Here is a 23173-nt window from a genome sequence, read left to right as displayed (position 1 = left end):
TACTGGATCCCCAGCTAAACAAAACACCGTAATTTGTGGCATTTGGATCTGATTTCCCGTAATCATAGGGGCAATCACCAGCACATCTTCTGTATTGCAATCAGGCAAATTACCATTATAATTTCTACCCTCAACAGCGGTTGAAGAACCTTCATAACTGGTAAAAGTATTGGGAAAAGCATTGACCAAAGGTGTTACCAATCTATCTGGATGAATGGCTGCTCTTAGAGGATCTGGAAATAATGCCTGTGCGCTAACATGATAAATACCAGGAGGAACAGTACAGTCAATTTTTGCAGTAAGCTTGATCAAAACCTCATCACCTGGAAACAACGTAAAATCCCCAAAAATCAGTCGAACAGCAGTCGTGTCCAAATTAGTCAACTGTTCCGGACCACTGGCATCACCAGTATAAAATACTTCTGACGATACAAAAGAAAAACCCAACGGCAGTTTCATTTCTAACTTGATTCCAGAAGCAGTAGCCTGCTGCAGATTAGTAGTTCGGATAAAATAGGTGACCTGCCCACCTGCATAATAGCTGAGAGTTACATCACTTTGAGAAACGGTAGTGATGAGTTCTGGAAAACAAAGGCCATACCTTAAATGTGGCGGAAGGTCATTATTGCTAAAATGCCTCAGATTCCCATCCTGACCATCCGCAGCGGATTTTGTCTCATTCGTACCGGACAATGTGCCGGCTTTCCCTTTACTTACATCGGTTATTGCTCTTGAAACAGTCATAGAGGAGAAAATCTGTCCACCACCGCCGCCGCCGCCAGGCCCTGCACTGGAAACAACAGCACCTCTGAATGCTGTTGGTAAGCCATTACCTCCTTTGGCTTCAACAAGAACATTGGCTGGTAAATCTCCATGAAGTTCATTAATGAAAATGGTACCACCAGCTCCTCCTCCTGTCCCTGAAACGAGAGGTTGAAATTCTCTTGGATCGTTGCCCAAGGTGAAATTTTTTAAAAAATATCCGTTGGACCGGATAGATCCCGTTCCCGTAATCCGACCCGCATTAATCAGAACAACTGCTCCACCATTAAAAAGGTCCCCCCCATGACCACTATCTTTAAGATCACCGCCACCGCCTCCACCTCCAGGAATCAATCGGTCTATAACTGAAGTATTGTCATATACATTAGAGCCCGGACGTCCGCCATTTGGAAAAGTATCTCTTGGATCCCCACGACTAAGGCCATTACCGCCAACTCCTCCAGCCCCGGCATTTCCACCACCTCCTCCCCCAGCCAAATAGAGATTACCTGCACCTCCTGCATTTGCAGGTGCTCCTTTACCCCAGGACCCCAATGGAAAACCATATCCTGGCGTACCAGCTATTCCATTTGCTTTACCTGAATATCTATATGGACCATCTCTTGCAGTAAGTTGAGCATAAACATCACTCTTATTATATTCCCCGTCCCCTATTTCAAAATAACGTCCCTTGTTCCCTCCCAAAAAACCACATGCAGAAACATCAATATTGTCCCCATTTAAATCAAAAACTCCCGCGACATTAAAAGCCAATACCCCGCCTACCTTACCATTAAATCTCGGTACAGTTAAAGTGCCCCTAATTGGATCAAGTTGAACATTAGCGTATTGAGGAACCCTAATGACCTGAAAACTTCGGGAACCACGGAGAGCGGTTGGAGCAGCACTTGTGTATTCATTGACTGTACCTTTTCCTGCACCCATTCCTCTGAAAATTAATAAACCTCCCCTAAGAGACACAGAATTTGTTGCTACAATATATTCGTATTTACCACTATTACCTAAGTCCGTGTATCCAGTTCCACCAAGCCGGTCTGGCCCGGAAAAAGGATCGTTTGCCCCATAGTTCGCATCATTGCTAAAATTTATAATAGCATCCTGCATCTGAATCAGGATCAAAAGATCTCCAGGGCTAATGGGAATACTCCCACAATGATCATATAAAAGGCCATCATTCGATCCTACTCCATTGAGCATGATCTGCCTAGATCCAGTGGCAAGAACCACATCACCTGCAGGAGCGAAATAGGTATTGATAGTGCTTGATCGATCAGCAAGAACCCCATCTTTACCTGGGGTTCCACACACTTGTGCATATATATTTTGAAATGCAAAACATAAATAAAACAGTAGCAATATGTTCTTCGTTCTCATTCGAATCAAAATAAAACACAAACTACTTATTTATTCTAAAATTAAACTATTTTACAATAAACATATTATTGTCCACTATATAAGAATATTTATTCTTTAATTAAAATAACTATAATCATTACAAATGATTGACGACTCTGGTAATTAAATGCCAAAATTATCAATACAACAACCCAAAAACCGCCTATTATTTCACCTTATTCCTATTCTTATTCAGCTTGATCTTAATCTTACCATCCTCCCCATCTGTTGCCAGTAAATGAAGTACAATCCCCTTCATCCTACGTTCCTGAATTTCCTTTTTATCAGTAATATCTGCATCTTTTTTAGGGTTCCTCAATGGCACGTCCACGGCAATATTCGTTCCTTTCGACATAGAATACACCCCTGAAACATCCATATTCAGGATACTGGAATTGATCTGCATTGGCGCAATCGTAATCAGCGGACCGCGAACATCAAACTTCCCGTTCAGGTTACTAAAAGTGATATTATCCAGATCTCTGAAAGGGAAAGCAAATTTACCCACACTTTTTACGGGTTCAAACTTCAACAATGCCCCCTGTTTGAGGTCAAAACTAATATCTCCTGCCAAGGAATTCGTCACCACTCTCCCCTGATCGGTAATCAAACCACCAATCTTCGATTTAGAAAAAAGATAACCTTTCAGGTTTTTAGAAGTCAGCGTAGTCATTCCGAAGTTGTCAAATGAGTAAAAGAAATTCTTAATGTCTACATTATTCAAAGTTGTATTCACAAGGAATCGATTCATATTTCCTTTTTGGGCGATATTCCCATCTACTTTCATAGAGCCACCACCATGTTTCACACTAATATTTTTCATACCAATACCTGCCTCAGAAAGAAACAAATCTGCCATTACATCCGTGCCGACAAACTTATTATAATATACCTTGGCTACCCGCAAATGCATATCTACCTTACTCTTCTCAAATAGATCATTTACATCTTCTGAGAAACTGGTATTTTTATTATTCTTTTTTGCAGTCCTGGCTGGTTTTCTGCTACCTAGAAAACCTAAGAACTCTCCCAAGTGTAACTGCGGACTTCTAATCTGCCAGTTCAGTAAAATTTTCTCCGGATCATTATAATACAAATTCAGGAAATTACGAATTCTACCATCCATCATCACAATACTCTTTCCGCTTTGCAAACGAATGTTTTTAATAAAAAGATCATCTGTAGTAAAATTCAAAGACACCGCCGTATTGGTGAAATTCAACTTTCTTGGCACATAGCTCACATCAGCATTCACCACATCTATAACACCCGTAACCAATGGCTTGTGCAGCTTAAAATCAACAATATCCGCTTTGTAAGCCAATTTCACCGTTGCTGTTCCTTTCCCAAACTTCAATGTTTCCGTACCTATTGCTTTATTCAGTTTAGCAACACTAAATTTCGATTTGAAAACACCAGTAGCAATTGGTTTCTCCAGATTAAGAATAAGCATTGTATCAATTGAAAAAGGCATCTCGGTATAAGCTCCTTTAAACTGATACAACTTAATCGCCGAATTCGCATCTGTAAAGCCCTTACCCTTTTCATAGTTATTAGTAAAAACTCCCTTAAAATTGCAGCTATCAATCAAAGCTCCGGGAGTTTTCAACACATTGTCTTTCACTAATGCAGTTACATTAATTTCCGGATCACCACCAGGTCCCATATTACCATTCAAAGTACAACTCGCATCAATAGGCGTTTTCAGATCAAACATCAATAGTTTCTCCGTAATATTCGGTGCCAACAAGTTGGCTGCATCTTTCCATAGGATGGAAGGTGCTTTGATATCTATTGTAAAATCAGTATTCTCTTTTGAGGTGTCAAATTTAGCCCCAATCATAAAAGGATCTTTTCCAATATTCAATTGATTCGGTGCGACCAGAAGAACCCCGGTATCCTCATCATAATTGATCTTAAAAGGCCCCTCTAACATCTTATCCTTAATAAAACTACCTCTTCTCGTGTTAAAGGCCATGCTCTTCGCCAACGTCTTTAATTTCAGTTGAGCCTCCCATCCGGAAAATGAATAATCCATCTTTCCTTCCAGATCATCCACTACAAAATGAAACAACTTATGTCCTTTTCTATTGTCGACAATAAAATCCACATTATTTAAGCTGAATTGTTTCAATTGAGCATCTGTATTTCCCTGATCAGATTTAGGTTCTTTCTTCTCTTTTTTCTTGAAAACCGCGGTGTTACTATAACCGGAAGAATCTGTAAACAAGTCAATTTTAGCATTATTAATTCCTATCTTTTTGATCTCAATAGTCCCTCTCAATAAGGCCATTGTATTCACTGAAACTTCAAAATCCTCTGCCTCCAGCAAAGTATGTTGATGTTCCTTCCACAGACTATCTTTAATCACCACATTTCTAAGACCAATAGAAACCCCAGGAAAGCCTTTAAAGAAAGTAGGCTCCATGCTCCCAATAGTTAGTGAACCATGTAGATTTTTATTCAATTTCTCTGTAATCGTGGCCAGTAAAGTCTTTTTATTTGCATTCACATACAAACCAAGTCCTATAAAAATAAGCGCTACAAACGCTATTAAACCAACAAATATTCTGAGTGTAATCTTAGACCAGCGAGGCATTTTTTCCATTGTAAAAAGCTAACGTTTTTAACCATCAAATTGTTTGGCAACAAACTGCTTTGCAGGACAATTACCCCAATTTATGAAAAACAATGCGATTAACACACAGCCCTAAACAAGAAAACCCGCAAAGTCTTAAGCTTTGCGGGTTTAAAATTATGTTAAAGAAACAATTAATCCATAGAGGCCATATCAATTACAAAACGATACCGCACATCACCTGCCAGGGTTCGCTCATATGCTTCATTGATCTGATTCATGTTGATCATTTCTACATCAGAAGTGATGCCATGCTCAGCACAATAATCCAGCATCTCCTGAGTTTCCTTAATTCCACCAACCAATGAGCCAACCAAACTACGGCGACCAAAGATCAGTTGTACCGCATGCACCTCAGATGGTGTTGGTGGCACACCCAGTAAGATCATCACACCATTGGTACGCAATAAAGCCAGATATTGGTTATAATCATGCTCCGCAGAAACCGTATCGATGATGAAATCAAATGTATTGGCAAGACCTTTCATGGTCTCAGCTTCGGTAGTCAATGCAAAATGATGCGCACCTAACTCCTCAGCATCTTTAGCTTTTCCTGGAGAACGACTCAACATCGTCACTTCCGCACCCATAGAAGCAGCAAGTTTAACTGCCATATGGCCTAAACCACCCAAACCTACAACCGCAAGTTTATCTCCTTTTTTCACGCCCCAATGTTTCAAAGGAGAATAAGTAGTGATCCCTGCACAAAGCAAAGGCGCTACTTTTTCCAATGGCAACTTATCAGAAACACTCAAAACAAAACCTTGTGTTACCACGATATGTGTTGAGTAACCGCCATAAGTAAGGGTTTTCTTATCTTGTTCAAATGAATTATAAGTCTGTGTATGACCATTTTCACAATACTGTTCCTGATGGTCTTTACAGTTATTACAATGACCGCAAGAATCTACAAAACAGCCGACACCCACCGTATCGCCAGCTTTGAACTTACTAACATTAGCCCCTACACGGGTCACTTTACCGACAATCTCATGGCCGGGAACAACAGGATACATGGTGCCTCCCCATTCATTCCTTGCGGTATGAATATCTGAATGACACACTCCTGAGTATAAAATCTTAATCTCCACATCTTCTGCACCCGGCTCCCGACGAGTCAACTGATAAGGTTCCAATGCTTTATCTGCTTTATAAGCTGCGTATGCTTTTACTGAAGTCATATCTTTTATGATTAGTTTTCTTTATAAATACCGAAACTAATGAAAATGTTTTGGCTAAAAACCATAGGTACTTGTATTCTTGCTCAACTATTACACAAACGTTTGCATATGCTGTTAAAAAGATAAATAGCCAAAAAACCTATTAAAAATCTCAACTAACAATAGAAAACAAAATAACATCCTCAGACAGGGCTTAGAAAAACGAATAGCTTTTCCTACAATCCTTATTCAGATCACACCAGTCTACACAACCGTTTGCGCAACACTAAACCAACTGACTATCAATACTTCTCCTGAACTTATATTATAATTAAATCTATTCCTAAACCCAATCATTATGAAATTAACCAATTTCTACTTCAAGCCGGTTTTACTGCTGCTGTTCCTATTTACCTATCTGACTTCCTGTCAAAAGTCCATCCTTGCTGAAAACATCGAAAAGCAGCAGCGGGAACTGAACAGCAGCCTCGCTGTTGCTGGTACCGAAAATGCAGCACCATCACAACACATTTTCTTTTCTTTTCCTTCGGATGCCATTGCAAAAATTCACAAGATTAAGATTACCCAATCCGCCAATGCAGAATATTTCTCTGTTCACAATTACTCAGGCGGTTACAATGGTTTCCAACAAACCCCGGACAATTCTTTTGGCACACCAAACATCCTGATTGCTTCACATTGGGATCCTAATACCGCAGGCGGTGTGTTCTCCAGAGTAGCCTACACGGCAACAAACACCATTAGCGGCAGATTCGGCGGTGAAGGTGATGGTTACAAAACCATTAATCCATATCAATGGGCCCTCAATACCTGGTACAATATTGCCATCAGGTCCTGGAAGCTCAATGGAGAGCTGTTTATCGGCACCTTCGTTCAAAACATGAGTACCGGAATCTGGTTCCATACTTCTACCCTTGCCATTCCGGAGCGAACCACCTTTTTAGGCGCCGGAAATGATTCCTTTCTCGAAAACTGGACAGGTGGCAATCCTGCCTATGATGGTAGTTTCATCAGGAAAGCTTTTTTCAAAGACTGCTGGAACCTAAGTACCACCAACGTATGGCAAAAACATACCAGCAGAAGTTTTAGCGCCAATTCTGGTGATGAAGGTAGAAATGGCATCTACGATCGTGCTTTTAATTCCGGATATGATGCAACAGAAGATGCCTATTTTATGGAGCATGGCGGTAGCGTACAACCCGATGCCGCTTTTGGTACAGGTCGAACTTTAACCCTACCTGCACAAACCAATCAGGGAACGGCACCAGTCATCACTGTTGGAGAAACCCAGTCTGTAGCTGCTGTTTATTCAGGAAATACCATTTACATCAGCTGGACCAACAATAGCATAAAAACCCCTCAGTTCTCTTCAAAAGTGGAATTGATCGACCCTACTGGAACAGTTATCAATACAATTGATGAAGTCCTTCCTCAAAAAAGAACTGCCAGCTTTAGCAATGTGACGCTGGGAAGCGGGACCTATACTGCAAGGGTTACCATTACCGATATCTTTAACCAGGTAGCCCCAGCAATCAGCTCCACATTGATTCCTGGAGATCCACCTGCAACCTGGTATAGACTGAAAAACGCATCCAGTGGACTATACTTATCCGTTGAAGGAAACAGCACGGCAAATAGCGCCTATATTGTACAATCGATCAGTAGTGCCGGAGCAGAACAAAAATGGAAATTAAGCACACAAAATGGAGCCACCGTGCTGATCAACAGCAACAGCAATAAAGCCATAGACATTTCCGGAGGAACTCAAACCATAGGTGCTAATGTAATCCAATATACAGTGAGCAATGCCATCAACCAGCAATGGAACCTGGTTTCTGTGGGCACAAATAAATATGTCATTCAGAGTAATATGTCTAATCATTATATCCTAGACAATCCTGGCAGCAGTAGCACAAATGGTCAAAGGCTCGTCCTATACTCCATGAATGGAACTACAGGCACTGCCAATCAACAATGGATTTTAGAAGCGCAATAGTCTATTGATTTTATGAAGCATAAAAAAAGGGCTTTTAGTATTCACACTAAAAGCCCTTCTCTATTTATGTTTTGAAAACTACCCGATCTTATTCCGCTTCGCGTAAGTTTAAAGTTTTCGTTGTATTAGACCTGATCTCTTCAGTCATTTTTACATTTTTACTTAAAGCATGACCGTACGAAGGAATCATAGCTGTTAGTTTTTTCTGCCATTCTTTACTTTTCAATTGTTCGCCGAAGCAACGCTCCATTAAAGTAATCATGATAGATACAGCGGTAGATGCACCTGGTGAAGCACCAAGCAAAGCCGCAATTGAACCATCCGCAGCAGTAACCACTTCCGTTCCAAACTCTAAAATACCACCATGCTCCTCATCTTTCTTGATCACCTGAACACGCTGACCAGCGGTTTCCAGTTCCCAATCTTCCATTTTGGCAGTAGGCAAGTATTCTCTTAGGGCAGTCATACGGTCTTCCGGAGATTGACGCACCTGGTTGATTAAATATTTTGTTAGTGGCAAATTATCCAGTCCTGCTGAAATCATCGGACGAATATTATTCACTTTAATTGACATAGGAAGGTCCATTAAAGAACCATTTTTCAGGAATCTTGTAGAAAATCCTGCATAAGGACCAAAAAGTAACGCCTTTTTGCCATCGATCATTCTGGTATCTAAGTGTGGTACCGACATCGGTGGCGCGCCAACCGAAGCCTTGCCATATACTTTAGCCTCATGATTTGCAATGACATCCGGATTGATACATTTCAACCATTGTCCGCTTACCGGGAAACCGCCAAAACCTTTACCTTCAGGAATACCAGATTTCTCCAATAATGGCATCGAGCCACCACCAGCACCAATGAAAACAAATTTAGCTTTCACCAAACGCTTATCTCCTGTAGCCAAGTCTTTCACCTTCACTTCCCAAAGCCCATCTTTTTGCTTTAGTTTTTTGACATCATGAGAAAAGTACATATTCACACCTTCCATTTTCTGAAGTGTGTTGAACATCATTCTGGTTAAAGCACCAAAATTCACATCCGTTCCCATCGTCATTCTTGTCGCAGCTACCTTTTCTTCAGGATCTCGCTGATCCATTACCAATGGCATCCACTTTTTCAATTGCTCCGGATCTTCAGAATACTTCATTCCTTCAAAAAGGAGGTTTTCCTGAAGTCGGTCAAAACGTTCCTTTAAAAAGGCAACATTCTTCTCTCCCCACACAAAACTAACGTGAGGAATGCTCTTAATGAATGTTTCGGGTGATCCAACCAGGTTCTGATTAACCAGGAAAGACCAAAACTGCTTGGATACTTCAAAAGATTCTGCAATCTCAACTGCTTTTGCAGTTTTTACTGAACCATCTGCTAATTGTGGCGTATAATTTAGCTCACAAAATGCAGAATGCCCGGTGCCGGCGTTATTCCAGGCATCAGAACTCTCTGCCGCAGCAACGTCCAGTCTTTCAAAAATATCTATGGTGATATCCGGCTGCAATTCTTTGAGTAATACACCTAGCGTAGCGCTCATTATCCCTGCTCCAATCAATACAACATCCGCAGTTTTTTCCGAATTACTATTCTTACGAGTCATTTATTTGAATTTTTATGCAAAAATACAATACCTTATCAAATAAACCTTCAAAAAACAAGATGTTTTACGAATTATTTCTGTCAATTCTATAAAATTCAAAAAACTACACTCAGAAATGAGGTAAAGTCAAGTGAAATCAACTCAATTATCCGTCAAATTTTCATTCGTTCTAATTTTATTACCTGTATTTATAGGATAATTTCCTTTGATCAGATATAATTCACAGAAAGATATTCAGAATATCAACGATTTAGCAACTCATTTATTTGTCATTTTTAAATGACATGCCAAATATAATTTGGAGCGACTGTAAATTTAAAAGATCAGCCCTTTAAACTTACACAAAACACAGCTGCGAATTTTGGATATTGACATGCTCATTGATTATAAATCTCTTTAATTGTTATTACCTTTACACTATGTCTTTAGGTCGTATTAACTCCCAGGTGAATCTCAGCGCATTAGCAAAAATGATGTCTAATGCCGGGCTACAACGGATGATGTTTACCGATAATTTCAAACAACAAGCGAAGCACCTTAAGCAATTGCTAAAAAAAAACGGAGTTGAAGTTGAAAAGAAATCTTATGTTTCGGAGCTAATTAATAGTTCTTACGAGCATTTACTGACACACTACCGTCATGAATACTTGTATAAAGTTGCGCTACTAAACAGTTACGTTCTAAACAACTACTCGCTTTCCGACACCATACTATTAAATGAGTTTAAAATAGGCAATTCTAAGGCTGATACCATTTTAATCAATGGTACGAACAAAGTCTTCGAAATTAAAACTGAATTGGATAGTCCTGAGCGACTATACACTCAGATAAATGACTACTACAAAGGATTTTCTGAAGTTTACATTGTCATACATCATTCGGAAATTGGTAAATACTTAAATTGTGTCGATGACCATGTTGGGATAATGACATTTTCTAAACATCATACAATCGACTTGTTTAAACCTGCCCAAACTTATAATGAAAAGCTTGATATCCTGGTAATGATGAAAGCTTTACGCAAGGAAGAATATCTACAGCTAGTTTATGAAATTACTGGAAAACTCCCCGAAGCAACCCCAGTACGAATGTTTAAGGCCTGCATAAACCTATTGTCCAGCTACTCCGTACTAGATGTTCAGAATACATTTCTTAAAATTATAAAACAAAGGATCAGTCTTTCCACAAATGACCTCGTACAAGATCCGAGTGTTCCCGATATACTTCGTTTAGCATGCTATCACTACAATTTAAATCAGAATCAATATATTAGTCTAATTGAAAGGCTAACTCATCAGATTTAAATTAACGCTATGTACTTACCGTATCTCAGGGGTAAACAGTATGAATTACTCGCTTTGCGCGAGCTTTGTGCTTTACCATTAGACCCTCTTAAAATCTCTCCAATTGTTGAACCACTAAAAAAGGACCTTAAAAGTATAGAAACTGCTTTAATTGCACTCAAACGTATTGAAGTTCAAATGCAATTGATTGTGAATCCAGAACACGGTGACGTTTGGAGCATGAGCTATCTAGACCAGTTCGTAAACAAGATGTACATTTAGATTATTTACCCACGCAATATTTATGCGAATTCATCAAATCACTAGGTTTTGATGGCGTAGAATATAAAAGTGCGATGAATTCCAACGGCTATAACCTAGCCATCTTTACCGATAAAAAACTTGATTGCGTTGATGCTATTTTTCATCGGGTAACAAACTTACAATACGATTGGGAACCCAAATAATCTGCTAAAGAACTATAAAAATTAATCCCAATAAAATCTTAAAACCAGAACAGCCCATTTCCTATCTGGGAAATGGGCTGTCATATGAATAGCAAAAAGCTTAAACTATCGCTTAATAACTGAAATTACTTTTTTAACTCCTGTAAACACTGCAACCACAATTAATCCAACAACAAATCCGATCAGTGCTTCTTTAAGCATCCCTGGCATTGTCGGAAACAAGTGGTGAAAAAACTCGATGTTATGAACAAATATTCCACCAGACACCAAAATCAGTGCAATTGTACCCACCACACTTAGAATTCTGATAATTACCGGTAGAGATTTCACAAGTATACCTCCAAGACCAGCTAATACCCCTTTTTCTTTGGAATGTCTGATTAATTTATAGCCCATATCATCCATCCTTACAATCATTGCAACAATACCATACACCCCAATCGTAGCAATTAAGGCAACTACCGAAACTGTTAGAATCTGAATAGGTAAAGCTTCTGTTAAAACAGTGCCCAATGCAATAATTACAATCTCTACAGACAGAATAAAATCAGTGGTGATCGCAGATTTGATCTTTGCTTTTTCAGCATCATTACCATCCTCTTTAACCTCTTCTACTACCTCATGACCTTCCTTTGTACGATGAAATAAGTACTCGACAATCTTCTCCACTCCCTCATAAGCCAGATAAAACCCACCTAAAACCAGGGCCACCTTAATGGCAATCGGAAAAAACACATTGAGAACTAAGGCAATAGGAACGATAATAATCTTATTGATTAAAGAACCTTTAGTAATTGCCCAAAGCACAGGTAACTCTCTCGAAGAGAGGAAACCAGTCGCCTTTTCCGCATTCACCGCTAAATCATCTCCCAAAATACCTGCAGTTTTTTTCGTCGCTATTTTAGCCGCAATGGAAACATCATCCATTAAAGCAGCTATATCATCCAAAATCGCAAAAAAACCTGAAGCCATATTTATTTATTTAATTTGGCCGCAAAATATAAATACGATTTTGAATTTTAATATAAAACAGCCGTATATATTTACGGCATCGTCAACCTCTTGCTGTAAAATCCTGGAAACAAGGAGAAAATCAAAATAAATATGTTAATCTTAGCGGATGATCCATTCTATTTCAAAGCGAAGCTATATTCTAATCCTTTTCATCAGCTGTTTTTTCTTAAATGTACTAGCGCAAAACCCTAAAGGCATCATACTAAAAGGCTTGATTAAAAGCGCAAACAACGAGGCCGTAGATGGTGCTACCTTGTTGCTAAAAGACAGCAAAAATGGTCAAACTATTAAACAAGGATTGAGCAATCCGGATGGAAGCTTTTCTTTTGATCTAGCCCCTGGAACTTATGTGATTTCAATTAGCTATTTAGGAGCCTTATCCTATCAAAGCGAGCCATTGAACTTAGTTGATAAAATGGATTTGGGCATCCTTAAAATTGAAACAAACCCACGCAGCTTAAAAGAAGTAGTCATTCAAAGCTCAGGTAACAAACCACTGATTAAGATTGAAGGCCGGAAAATGATTTATAACCTGGAGAAAAGCATCACCGGACAAGGTAGCAACGCCTTAGAGGCCTTAAAAAAAACACCAGGTATTATTGTAAATCAGGACAACTCCATCACCCTAAACGGAACCAGTGGCGCATTGGTCATGATTAACGGCAGACAAACCTATCTGCAAGCAGAAGAGCTGGCACAGCTGCTAAAAACAATGTCTGCATCAGATCTAAAGTCAATTGAAGTGATTAAAAACCCTTCTGCCGAATATGATGCTGCCGGAACGGGTGGTATAGTGAATCTTGTGCTTCAAAAATCAATTGCCGAAGGTTTTAATGGCAGTATCAATAATGGAATCGCTTATGGCCTCAGCTTAAAGCAAAACACCAATATGAACCTCAACTTCCGCCAAGGAAAAGTAAACCTGTTCGGCAGTTACAATCATAATTTTGGACATTTTGCGATGGACTACGACAACGACAGAACTACAAATGGAAAGATCTATTTAAATTCCAATCATGATGTAGATAAACGCCATAGCATGGGATCAACTGTAGGCCTAGATTACGCGATAGACACTACTAAAACGCTGGGCATGGTCATGAACGCTAACTTTTCTGGCGGTGGTGGTCTGATTACCCCGATCACAAATATTTATGATCAATCTACAAATCAGCTTTTACAGACCCTGAAAAGCAACAGCGATTACCCTGAACAAAAAGCCCATCGCTACAATGCCAATTTAAATTACCGATACAAAGGCAACAATAGAACCACCCTGGACATAGATGCAGACTACGGAATCTTTGATGCGGCGACAAAAAACCTGAGTACAAATACCCTTTACTCCCCGGATGGGAACTTGATTTCTACAAATAATTTCCTTGTCGCCAATAGCAGAGACATCAAAATGTATGCGCTTAAAGCTGATTATGGCTTTCCAATCGGAAAAGGAAGAATGCTAACCGGTGCAAAATTCTCCGAAGTAAGCGCCAATAATGTTTTTGACCAATATGATGTAAATGGCCCTACTCCTATAATCGACATCAACTTATCCAATACATTCAACTATAAAGAGCAAATCACCGCAGGCTACCTGAAATACGAAACCACTATAAATGATGCATTCAATTTTGACATTGGCCTAAGGTTGGAAAACACACATTCCGAAGGAGAATTGCAACCACGCGAAGGCAGCAACATCGCAGCAACAACTGTTCTTAGAAATTACCTGAACGCCTTTCCAACAGCTGCAATTACGTATAAAACCAAGGAATCAGGCAGCTATAATTTAAGTTTTGCCCGTCGCATTGACCGCCCTGCCTATAACAACCTGAACCCTTTTTCCTACCCCGTAGATGAACTCTCCTATTGGAAAGGGAATCCATTTCTAAAGCCCCAATACGCAAATACACTAGCCCTACAATACAGCTATAAAAAAACTACAATATCAACCAGTTATACCCATACAACTGATATCAGCAGCAGCATAACGGAAGTTTTGCAAGACAATATTATCCATATGGTTCCTAGAAATATTGGGCTCCAAAACAACCTGAATTTGACCCTGACGCAGCAACTTAACCTGGCAAAATGGTGGAATATGACCCTCACCGGCATCGGATACCGCCTGGAGAATAAAGTAGGAACACAGGAATATGGAAATTACAACCGCAGCCGTTTTGCCGGAACGATCAATGCGCAACAAACTTTCAACCTGCCAGCCGGTATTACAGCCGAGGCGGTAGCGGTTCTGAATTCTAAAAACATCAGTGGACTAAACACCTACATCAAAGGCAATTCCCAAATCGATCTTGGTTTACAAAAGAACTTAATGAACAATCAGGCAACCCTTAGATTGGCCGCTTCAGATATATTCAAATTCAATAAAATCAGCACAGACACTCAATTAAACAACCTGTTATTGCATACGACCTATGCTGGAGAAACCCGTCAGATTCGATTAAATTTCAGCTATAGATTCGGAAACAATAAAATCAAAGCAAAAGATAACCGGGAGTCGGGATTGGAAAATGAATCACAAAGATTATAGCAGAATTATAGTAATATTCAGTTTTTTTCTTAATTTCGAGCTGATGAGATTCCTTGCAGTAATCATGTGTATTTGTTTTTTGGGGCTTTCTTACCCCTCTGTTGCAGAAACCGACTGCAAAGCAAAAGCTGAGCAGGAAAGTTCCGAAGCTGAGGATCCTCACCAGCATGAACAGGAAGAAGATGATGATTGTGCTACATCCTGCTTAAACTATTGCTGTTCAAGTTTAATTATCCTTCAAGAACAAACCTATTCCCTGATTACCAACCAAAGTTCTGGAATCCTGGAATCCCCTCCTTACTACAAATTCTATGCTATAGAGCCAAGCTTTTCTATTTGGCAACCGCCAAAAACCATTTAACCATCTTCTTGAATAAACAATTTGCTGCAACACGGGATATTTCTATTTTCCGCGGTCGCCTATTGTATCCTATTTAACCATTTTATAAACCATATAAACTCAGAACGATGTTTAAGTCTCTAATTATTGCTGTATTATTTTGCGCAGCAATCAGCAACAAATCACTAGCTCAAAATATAAAATCAGTAACTGACACCACCATTACGATAAAAGTGAAAGGAATTACCTGCGGCAATGATCTAAAAACCTTATCAGAAAATGTAAAGGTATTAAAAGGTGTTACCGACTGTAAACCTGGAAAAGCAGGCCCTGTTTCAGCCTTCAAAATCACCTTCAATCCGACAGTAGTAGACACAAAAACAATATACCAGGCCATTGAAAACACTGGTGGTTGCAGCGATCCAAATGAAAAACCTTATAAGGTAAAGGCGAATTAGGATGTATAAGTTTTTTGTTTACTTATGCTTAGTACTGCCCTTAGGAACTACCGCACAAAGCATTAAAGGAACAGTTCTGGATAAAAACAGACAACCAATTCCCCATGCAACCATCAGCTGGTTGGGCGGTAAAAAGGGTGTTTCAACTGATACAAAAGGCCATTTTTCTATAGATAGGATACCAAGCCATCATCAGCTTGTTGCCAGTCATAATGGATATGGGAAAGACACGATCGATGTGAGCAATATCGATACGGTTTTATTTATACTTAAAGAAAAGAATAACCTCAATGAAGTTAGGGTAACTGCTGGAAAAGCGGGTACCCTGCTTTCAAATTTAAGTCCGATAAAAACAGAAATACTGACCTCTGAAGAGCTGAAAAAATCAGCTTGTTGTGATCTCGCAGGCTGTTTCGAAACACAATCCACAGTACAGGCACAGACCACCAATGTGATCACCAATGCTAAAGAATTGCGGATATTGGGCTTATCAGGTGTGTATAATCAAGTGTTGATTGATGGTTTCCCAATGATTCAGGGACTAACCTTTACCTATGGCATTAGTGGGATTCCTGGAACCCTGGTTGATAACATTCATATTTCAAAAGGTGCCAACAGTGTGCTTCAAGGTTATGAAAGTATTAGTGGCCAAATTAATGTGGAAACCAAAAAGCCCAATCCTTCAGAAAAGCTGAATGTCAATATTTACCTAAATAGTTTTCTGGAGAAACACCTGAACCTGAATACCAGCTTCAAAGCGGGCAGATGGAAAAGTCTGCTGGCATTTCATACCGTACAACCTGCAAAAAAGACCGACAAGGATCATGATAATTTCCTTGACCTCCCCCTATTGACCAGGTATATGGTGATGAATAAATGGAAACTGGGAAATGAAAAAGATTGGGGCTGGAGTACCGAGTTTGCTTTACGATATCTGAATGAAAACCGCATAGGCGGTCAGACCTTCTTTGATCCTAAAAAAGACAAAGGCAGTAATACCATTTATGGCAATACCGTAGCTTTAAATCAGCCAGAAATGTGGGCAAAAACCAGCTACCGATTTAACGACATCCACCGGGTAACTGCATACGCTTCTGCTTTCCACCAAAATCAATCTTCTTATTTTGGCGCACTTTCCTATAAAGCGAAACAAAGTAATGCTTTCCTAAATCTGCAGTACGAACTGAACAGCACCGAAAATCACTCCTTAAAAACCGGTATCAGTCTCAAAAGTATGAACCTTGATGAGGATCTTCGATTTACCGATCTGATGGATCCCAGAAATTATGCTGGAAATTACCGACGTCATGAAAACGTAACTGGAGTTTTTGCTGAAAACATGCTTAGTTTTCTTGATGGAAAATTAACCTGGATTGCAGGAATCAGAGCAGATCACCACAACAAATTTGGATGGTATGTTACCCCCCGGACATTACTTAAATACGATCCTACGCCAACATTAACCATTCGCGGTAACATTGGCACAGGTTGGCGTACTGTTAACCTATTCAGTGAAAACATCGGTTTATTGGCCAGCTCCAGAAACATCGTGTTTTTAGAAGAGTTAAAGCCCGAAAAAGCAGTTAATATGGGTATTAACCTGACACAGAAGTTCGAAATTGATGAAATTTCCGGCCATATCAGTATGGATTATTACCGGACTAATTTCCAAAATCAGATTTTCCCTGACTACGACACTGACCCAGGCAAAGCATTTATCCGGAATTTCAGCGGAAAAAGTGTGAGTAATGGCTTTCAAGCAGATCTTCTTCTCAAACTGTATAAACGATATGAGCTTAAAGCAGGATATAATTTCTTAGACGTTTACAGAATGAATAATGGTGTTAAAGAAGAATTGCCATTTAATGCCCGTCATAAGATCCTGACCGCATTTAGCTTTAAACCGCTGAGCAATAAATTTCATGCGGATATCAATGTACACTGGTTCGGGAAACAAAGATTGCCAGATACTAAGCTTAACCCGGTACCCTATCAGAGACCTGACTATTCAGAGAATTATACCACTGTAAATGCCCAGTTCACGTATATTTTCAAAGCATTTGAAGTCTATACCGGTTGTGAAAACATCTTCAATTTCCGTCAGCATCAACCCATTCTCAGTTGGCAAAATCCCTTTGGCCCTCAATTCGATACTTCCTCTGTATGGGGACCAACGAGAGGCCGGGAATTCTATTTAGGCATACGTTTCAAGCTGATTTAAGATTTCTTAGGGCTTCCCTTCTTAGTGATGAATACATAAAACAGGCCGCTTTTTAATCAAAAGCGGCCTGTTTTATTCTAATTAAAGGATATGATTACTTGATATGGTACGCTACTTTATGCGCCTCCCATAATGCAGGCACTTCCAATTTACGAACCAATTTGTTTAACACTCCAATTGGTACAACAGCATCTCTGCTTTTATTCTGTCCTTGTAAATGCTGATAAGGCACTTCAATATAAACAATGCTGGTTTTCGCTTTATAAGTATTAAACAGATCAATCAACTGACTGCGCATTTGACTCGTCGTATTGGTGGCATTCCAAACAAAAGATTCCTGTTTCCGCAGGTAAATTCTTGCCTGCTCCTTCGCCTCCTGAATCACGCGTCCATTACCCGCCTTATCTGTTGGCGCCACTCCTCTTTCAGTACGTATTTGGTCTAAGGAAATAACCGGCCAATCCCGGTAATGCGCTCTAATATGGGTATCCTTTCCCGCACCAGGCAAACCACTCATCAATACCACCTCTGCGACAGGTGTTTCAAAGGGAATGTAATCCAGGTAAGCATCATCATGCTGCATATAATACATTTGCGCCTGATCTGACTCAAACTGACGGGCGTTTCCCCAGCAGTCATGTTCCTTACAAAACTCATCAAAACAATCGATGCGGTAAAGCATCTCCTCCTGATCATCACAAATCCGGCCCTTCATATCGGCACGTGCCAATAAACTCAACCATCGCAAATTCACCTCCATACTTGCCTTCACCAGCGCCTTTAAAGGATCCTCCTTTTCGAACAACCATATCGGTAAACCATGATGCCTCACCAGCCCTACAATTTGCTCACGAATGGCAAAAGGTGCCGGTTCATTTAAATACAGTAACTGCCTGGCAAACTGTGCGCCTTTCCTTGCATGTCCTTTTGAAGTAATGCTACCGTCACTTTCTAACACCGTAGTACTGTATTTCTCTACATCATGCAATAAAGCCGATGCCCATAAAATCTCCTGATCCTCTGGAGACAACTGCTTAAAATCCGGCTCATTTTGTAAAGCTGCCAGAACCATTTGCGTATGAATGGCGACATTACCTTCCGCATGGTAGCGAGCATCCTGCTCCACCTCCTGCATTCGTTTTACCCAGTCAAAGCGATGCTCCAGCTCTTCCCAATTTTTATTTTCACTAAAGGTCCACATACTTACCTCCTTCATTAATTAATAAGGCCCGTTTCCAGTTTCTGATCCAATGTTCATCAGTTTTAACGTGACCTTTTCGTACATATTTAAAAACATTTTGTGCAAAAGCACTTACCGGGTAGCCATCAGCGTTCCTGCTCACAATCCCTTCCATGATCGTCTTTTTATGATCATATACATCATAGGGATCAAATGAACCCGCAGCATTAACCAATTCGAGCATTTCCTTTTCGAATTGCTGCTGATCCTTCGGTTGCTGTTCAATTTTAATTACAGGAACCATTGGTAAATCCAACAGCTGCGCATAAAACTGACTTTCTTCCCAGCTCAACCAACGGTCGTGTTCCCGAATACCGAAAACATAGAAATGCTGTTCCAGTTTACGATATTCAATAGAATGAACCGCATATAAATTCTCCATAAAGATTTCCAGATCTCCCAGATCATGTCTGATCAACTGCCAAAACCTCCTCAGACTTTCGGTCCATGGGGATGTGGTTGGAGCCGCATGTGAACGGGCAAACACGCCATGCTTAGATAAGCAATTGTTCTCGCCATCCAGTTTCTCTGTATGTATTATTGTAGGAATTTTTTGCAAAGATTCCCAGTAATCGTGCTGTATTCGGTCATCACTCGTTGTTCCCGGCGAAAACGGATAATGATAAGTACGACCATATTTTTGTGAAATAGCCATCTTGTAATAAGTAAAGTAAAAAATAAATAGTAATTACTCCCTTCCCGGGTGGGAAAGGTCATTTAACATTAAAATGTCCAAATGATATTACATGACACAAGGCTCAAATAGATTGATAATCTTACAAATGTAGAAAAATATTCTGCTTTTCTTACTTCCTTAAAATCTTTTCCATTGCCTTTCCCTTTGCAAGTTCATCAATCAGCTTATCCAGATAACGAACCTTTTGCATCAGCGGCTCCTCAATTTCTTCTACACGGTAGCCGCAGATGACACCTGTAATTTTTGAGGCATTTGGATTGAAATGTGGTGCCTGAGCGAAGAAGCTCTCGAAATCAGTTTTGTTGTCAAGATGATGCTGAAATGTGTCTTTATCATAGCCTGTCAGCCAGAAAATAATCTCATCTACCTCTTCTTTAGTACGCCCCTTTTTCTCCGCTTTTTGAATGTAATGAGGGTAAACGCTTGTGAAAGACATTTTATACACCCTGGCAATATTCTGTTCTTTAGTCATAAAGTATATTATAAAGTGCTATAAAATTATCACCTTTTTTAACACAATTAAAAAGAATGGCTGATTTTCCATGATTTCTCTGACTTCAAGCAAACCATACTTACTAAACTCCGAGGCGATTGATTCCTGATCATAGAAAAACATATGCACACCATCAAATATTTCGTATCGATCCTTGCTTATAAATTTGCCTTGTCCATAAGTTTTTGCCTCTTTGGAGATAACTGTAAAAACCATATAACCTCCATCTAACAGCTGCTGATAAGCTTCAAAAATGAGCTTTTCCCTTTCAGTACTGTCCAGCAAATGAATGAGTGCATAACAAAAAACCCCATCATATTGCGTCCGATCAAATGGCATATCAGTTACGGAACCATGGTGGATCACCATATCTTTTCCGTAATGTTTTCTCGCCATTTCAATCGCAGTTTTTGAAATCTCAATGCCAGTTACCGCTATTCCGTTTTCCTTGAAAATTTGTGCATTTCTACCGTAGCCAATACCTGGTATCAGGATATTCTTTACTGAATTTTGAACAAAAAAATCCTTTGCCCATACAGCAGATTTGGATGGCTCAAAGCCCCACATCTCCTGTTTTTCGCCAAAAGCGGATTCCCAAAATTCTGGTTTTACGGTTTCATTGGTCATGGTGCATTTTATTGATGTAGCAATTTACCAAAAATTCGCATTTGTAGTAGATTTACAAGACCTAGGAAACGCTATATACTGAACTTTTCTCTGACTGGTTGTTGCTCAGGATCCGAGATATCAATCACAATAGTTCCAGCCAACATATCACCAAGTCGTTGATGCTTTTCAGAAAACTTAATGGCAATAAACGCAGGAATTCCATAACATAAAATATCAAATGGATCCATTAGATGCCTCCTAAGCGCCTGACTAAATTCAACTTCCTCCCTTTTAACAGTTAGCACTTTCAAGTTAAAACTCTTGTAACCAAGTGTTGCACCGTAGGTAGCCTCGATGATGACAAAATAGATAAACCAAACTATAGGAATAACACATGCTTTGAGACCAGTCACTGTATAATTGCTGAGTCCATCATACTCTCCAAAAAAAAGAAGGTAGGCAACGGTGCTAAGGGAAACCAAAGCGTAATCCAAAATTGTGGCGTAGACTCTTTTCTTTAAATTTGCTTTTATCTTTATCATGTATTGTACTTTGCTCTTCGATTATTTGATTACCGAAAAGAATTTCAAAGATGTTAATTTTTTCAACAGTAAACAGAAACTGTTTTTTTCAAAAATGCCATTTTTATAGCCAGACTAGTCAAAAATCCTGATGATCGCATTCATGATAATTCGGGAGGATAGAACCACCAAACTCCAGCTAAAAAAAATAGGACATTTTCAAAACCTGAATTAGAATTCGTTATTTTTAATAGCTGATGACTGACGACAATTTGCGTAGCAGCTTCATAAAACAATACCATTAACCTCTTAAACCAATCAACCATGACAAATCCCATAATCGAATGCGGCGATAATGCCGACGGCAAAAAGGAAGAGAAAAACGAATTGGTATTTTCCTACCTGACACTTCGAAATCTTATCGGTTTCAGCGGAATCTTTCTTCCTTTGATTCTAGCAATAGCACCAAAAGGGACTGCCAAATATTACGGTTTTGAAGCATCCATAAGCGATTATTTTTATACTGACCGTGGAGATATTCTTGTGGTGGTACTGTGTATACAAGGCGCCTTCCTGATTACCTATACAGGGTATTGCTGGAAGGAACAACTGTTGACTTTAATAGCGGGAATCTGTAGCATCGGTGTTGCATTCGTGCCAACAGAAACCGAGCAACTGCAATACGAGCTGAGTGTTCATACCACCAATGGCGGAGTCCTCGGCTTTATGATCGGAACTGCTTGGCATATTGCATTTGCAGCAATATTCCTGATTTGCCTCGCAATGATGTCGCTCGTATTTTTCACTAAGAGCAGCGAGAAGGGTGACCATAAGCTCAGAGATGGCAAGCTCAGTAAAAAGGGAAAAAGAAATATCGTGTATAAAGTATGTGGCTGGACCATCATTGCTTCCCTTGTTATTTTAGGGCTGTACTTTACATTTGATCCTGACCTGGGCAAGTTCCCGGTAGTATTCGCACTAGAATCCCTGGCCGTCATCGCCTTTGGAATTTCATGGATTACAAAAGGGGAAACACTATGGCCAGATGACACACATTATATAATAAAAGGCATAGAAAAAGTCAAAACCATGCTTAAATAAAGGATTAAAATTTCTTCATTTTTATGACTGCACTGATTCATTTTTTCGATGTTTTCTCAGCCTGGCTCTGGCATTACGGTAAGGAGAGACCGTATTGAACTGAATCATACGGCCGAGTGTCCATTTGCCATACCAAGGTACTCCATAGAGTGCCTTATCCTCTAAATCCCCTACAAGTTCAAGGATTGAATCTACTGTATTGTCCAGTTTCTTCAGTAAAACCTCATACTCCAAGTCCTCATAATCTATATAAAACTTCTGAGCAAGTTTCCCCAATTCGTTCCATTTGTAACCGGTTTCCGGAAAATCACAAGGCAATTCTTTAGATGTCTTATCATACCATTTCAACACCAGTTCCCCCCAGCCCAACAGATAGGACACCAAATCAAAAGGGCTCATCATGGTTCCTTTGGCATGACCATCCATTGTTTTTGTTATTGCAATTTCATTGTTAATTGTGGCCAACTCAGATTTGAGTAAAGAATAACTTCTTTGTAATTCAGCCAACAACTCTTGTTTGTTTCCAGGTATCATAATGAGGTAAATGTAAATAATTATATATTTGATTCAGGACCAAACCTTATTCATAAA

At 39.6% G+C, this 23173-nt stretch carries 19 protein-coding genes and 1 pseudogene; 9 read left to right on the top strand and 11 right to left on the bottom strand.

What is annotated here, in order from left to right; all coding sequences use genetic code 11:
* From R2S10_RS24560 to R2S10_RS24550, 3 genes and pseudogenes are all read right to left on the bottom strand, one after another.
* Positions 1-2157, bottom strand: a pseudogene (locus R2S10_RS24560) (hypothetical protein); the annotation flags it as partial.
* 187 nt (positions 2158-2344) lie between these two features.
* Positions 2345-4786: an AsmA family protein gene (locus tag R2S10_RS24555; protein WP_316843043.1), complete on the bottom strand. Its 2442-nt coding sequence runs from the start codon at positions 4784-4786 to the stop codon at positions 2345-2347.
* A 164-nt stretch (positions 4787-4950) separates the two neighbouring features.
* On the bottom strand, positions 4951-5997 hold the full coding sequence (locus R2S10_RS24550) for an NAD(P)-dependent alcohol dehydrogenase (protein ID WP_316843042.1): 1047 nt from the start codon (positions 5995-5997) through the stop codon (positions 4951-4953).
* A gap of 337 nt (positions 5998-6334) precedes the next feature.
* On the opposite strand from R2S10_RS24550, the gene R2S10_RS24545 reads away from it, so the two are divergent.
* Positions 6335-7993, top strand: a complete 1659-nt coding sequence (locus R2S10_RS24545) for a DUF3472 domain-containing protein (protein WP_316843041.1) — start codon at positions 6335-6337, stop codon at positions 7991-7993.
* A gap of 88 nt (positions 7994-8081) precedes the next feature.
* Here the strand turns inward: R2S10_RS24545 and R2S10_RS24540 are convergent, their stop codons facing one another.
* Positions 8082-9587 (bottom strand): malate:quinone oxidoreductase, encoded by a 1506-nt coding sequence (locus R2S10_RS24540; protein WP_316843040.1) that lies wholly within the window; start codon positions 9585-9587, stop codon positions 8082-8084.
* Positions 9588-10006: 419 nt separating this feature from the next.
* Here R2S10_RS24540 and R2S10_RS24535 point away from each other — a divergent pair, with 419 nt between their 5' ends.
* Genes R2S10_RS24535 through R2S10_RS24750 form a run of 3 tightly spaced genes read left to right on the top strand, consistent with a single transcriptional unit; the run spans position 10007 to position 11337 of the window.
* Positions 10007-10891, top strand: a complete 885-nt coding sequence (locus R2S10_RS24535) for a sce7726 family protein (RefSeq protein ID WP_316843039.1) — start codon at positions 10007-10009, stop codon at positions 10889-10891.
* Positions 10892-10900: 9 nt separating this feature from the next.
* Positions 10901-11152 carry a sce7725 family protein gene (locus R2S10_RS24530; protein ID WP_316843038.1) on the top strand — a complete coding sequence of 84 codons (252 nt, stop codon included), beginning with the start codon at positions 10901-10903 and terminating at the stop codon, positions 11150-11152.
* Positions 11104-11337, top strand: a complete 234-nt coding sequence (locus R2S10_RS24750; protein ID WP_410479029.1) for an RES family NAD+ phosphorylase — start codon at positions 11104-11106, stop codon at positions 11335-11337. The genes R2S10_RS24530 and R2S10_RS24750 overlap by 49 nt, the downstream gene beginning before the upstream one ends.
* A 105-nt stretch (positions 11338-11442) precedes the next feature.
* Here the strand turns inward: R2S10_RS24750 and R2S10_RS24525 are convergent, their stop codons facing one another.
* Positions 11443-12309 carry a DUF808 domain-containing protein gene (locus R2S10_RS24525; protein ID WP_316843036.1) on the bottom strand — a complete coding sequence of 289 codons (867 nt, stop codon included), beginning with the start codon at positions 12307-12309 and terminating at the stop codon, positions 11443-11445.
* 148 nt (positions 12310-12457) lie between these two features.
* Here R2S10_RS24525 and R2S10_RS24520 point away from each other — a divergent pair, with 148 nt between their 5' ends.
* The 4 genes from R2S10_RS24520 (at position 12458) to R2S10_RS24505 (ending at position 17921) form a co-directional block, all read left to right on the top strand.
* Positions 12458-14902, top strand: a complete 2445-nt coding sequence (locus R2S10_RS24520; RefSeq protein ID WP_316843035.1) for an outer membrane beta-barrel protein — start codon at positions 12458-12460, stop codon at positions 14900-14902.
* A gap of 43 nt (positions 14903-14945) precedes the next feature.
* Positions 14946-15263, top strand: coding sequence for a hypothetical protein (locus R2S10_RS24515; protein WP_316843034.1), 318 nt, complete (start codon positions 14946-14948; stop codon positions 15261-15263).
* A 107-nt stretch (positions 15264-15370) separates the two neighbouring features.
* On the top strand, positions 15371-15700 hold the full coding sequence (locus tag R2S10_RS24510; protein WP_316843033.1) for a hypothetical protein: 330 nt from the start codon (positions 15371-15373) through the stop codon (positions 15698-15700).
* Between the two features lies 1 nt (position 15701).
* On the top strand, positions 15702-17921 hold the full coding sequence (locus tag R2S10_RS24505) for a TonB-dependent receptor (protein WP_316843032.1): 2220 nt from the start codon (positions 15702-15704) through the stop codon (positions 17919-17921).
* A 94-nt stretch (positions 17922-18015) separates the two neighbouring features.
* Here R2S10_RS24505 and R2S10_RS24500 read toward each other — a convergent pair whose 3' ends face one another.
* From R2S10_RS24500 to R2S10_RS24480, 5 genes are all read right to left on the bottom strand, one after another.
* Positions 18016-19137: an AAA family ATPase gene (locus tag R2S10_RS24500; RefSeq protein WP_316843031.1), complete on the bottom strand. Its 1122-nt coding sequence runs from the start codon at positions 19135-19137 to the stop codon at positions 18016-18018.
* A complete protein-coding gene (locus R2S10_RS24495; RefSeq protein WP_316843030.1) occupies positions 19109-19816 on the bottom strand; it encodes an RNA ligase family protein in 708 nt (235 codons plus the stop codon). Before R2S10_RS24495 ends, R2S10_RS24500 begins: the two co-directional genes overlap by 29 nt.
* A gap of 151 nt (positions 19817-19967) precedes the next feature.
* The gene (locus R2S10_RS24490) at positions 19968-20330 is read right to left on the bottom strand and encodes a DUF2200 domain-containing protein (RefSeq protein ID WP_316843029.1); all 363 of its coding nucleotides are present in this window, start codon (positions 20328-20330) and stop codon (positions 19968-19970) included.
* 18 nt (positions 20331-20348) lie between these two features.
* Positions 20349-20978, bottom strand: coding sequence for a class I SAM-dependent methyltransferase (locus R2S10_RS24485; RefSeq protein ID WP_316843028.1), 630 nt, complete (start codon positions 20976-20978; stop codon positions 20349-20351).
* Positions 20979-21049: 71 nt separating this feature from the next.
* The gene (locus R2S10_RS24480; RefSeq protein WP_316843027.1) at positions 21050-21502 is read right to left on the bottom strand and encodes an RDD family protein; all 453 of its coding nucleotides are present in this window, start codon (positions 21500-21502) and stop codon (positions 21050-21052) included.
* Positions 21503-21805: 303 nt separating this feature from the next.
* On the opposite strand from R2S10_RS24480, the gene R2S10_RS24475 reads away from it, so the two are divergent.
* Positions 21806-22582 carry a hypothetical protein gene (locus R2S10_RS24475; RefSeq protein ID WP_316843026.1) on the top strand — a complete coding sequence of 259 codons (777 nt, stop codon included), beginning with the start codon at positions 21806-21808 and terminating at the stop codon, positions 22580-22582.
* A 21-nt stretch (positions 22583-22603) separates the two neighbouring features.
* Here R2S10_RS24475 and R2S10_RS24470 read toward each other — a convergent pair whose 3' ends face one another.
* Positions 22604-23116 (bottom strand): ClbS/DfsB family four-helix bundle protein, encoded by a 513-nt coding sequence (locus R2S10_RS24470; RefSeq protein ID WP_316843025.1) that lies wholly within the window; start codon positions 23114-23116, stop codon positions 22604-22606.
* Between the last annotated feature and the right edge of the window lie 57 nt (positions 23117-23173).

Source organism: Pedobacter gandavensis (assembly GCF_032678745.1).
Taxonomy (GTDB): Bacteria; Bacteroidota; Bacteroidia; order Sphingobacteriales; family Sphingobacteriaceae; genus Pedobacter; species Pedobacter gandavensis_C.
The sequence above is the reverse complement of the archived record's forward strand: the minus strand, read 5'-3'. Positions and strand labels throughout refer to the sequence as shown.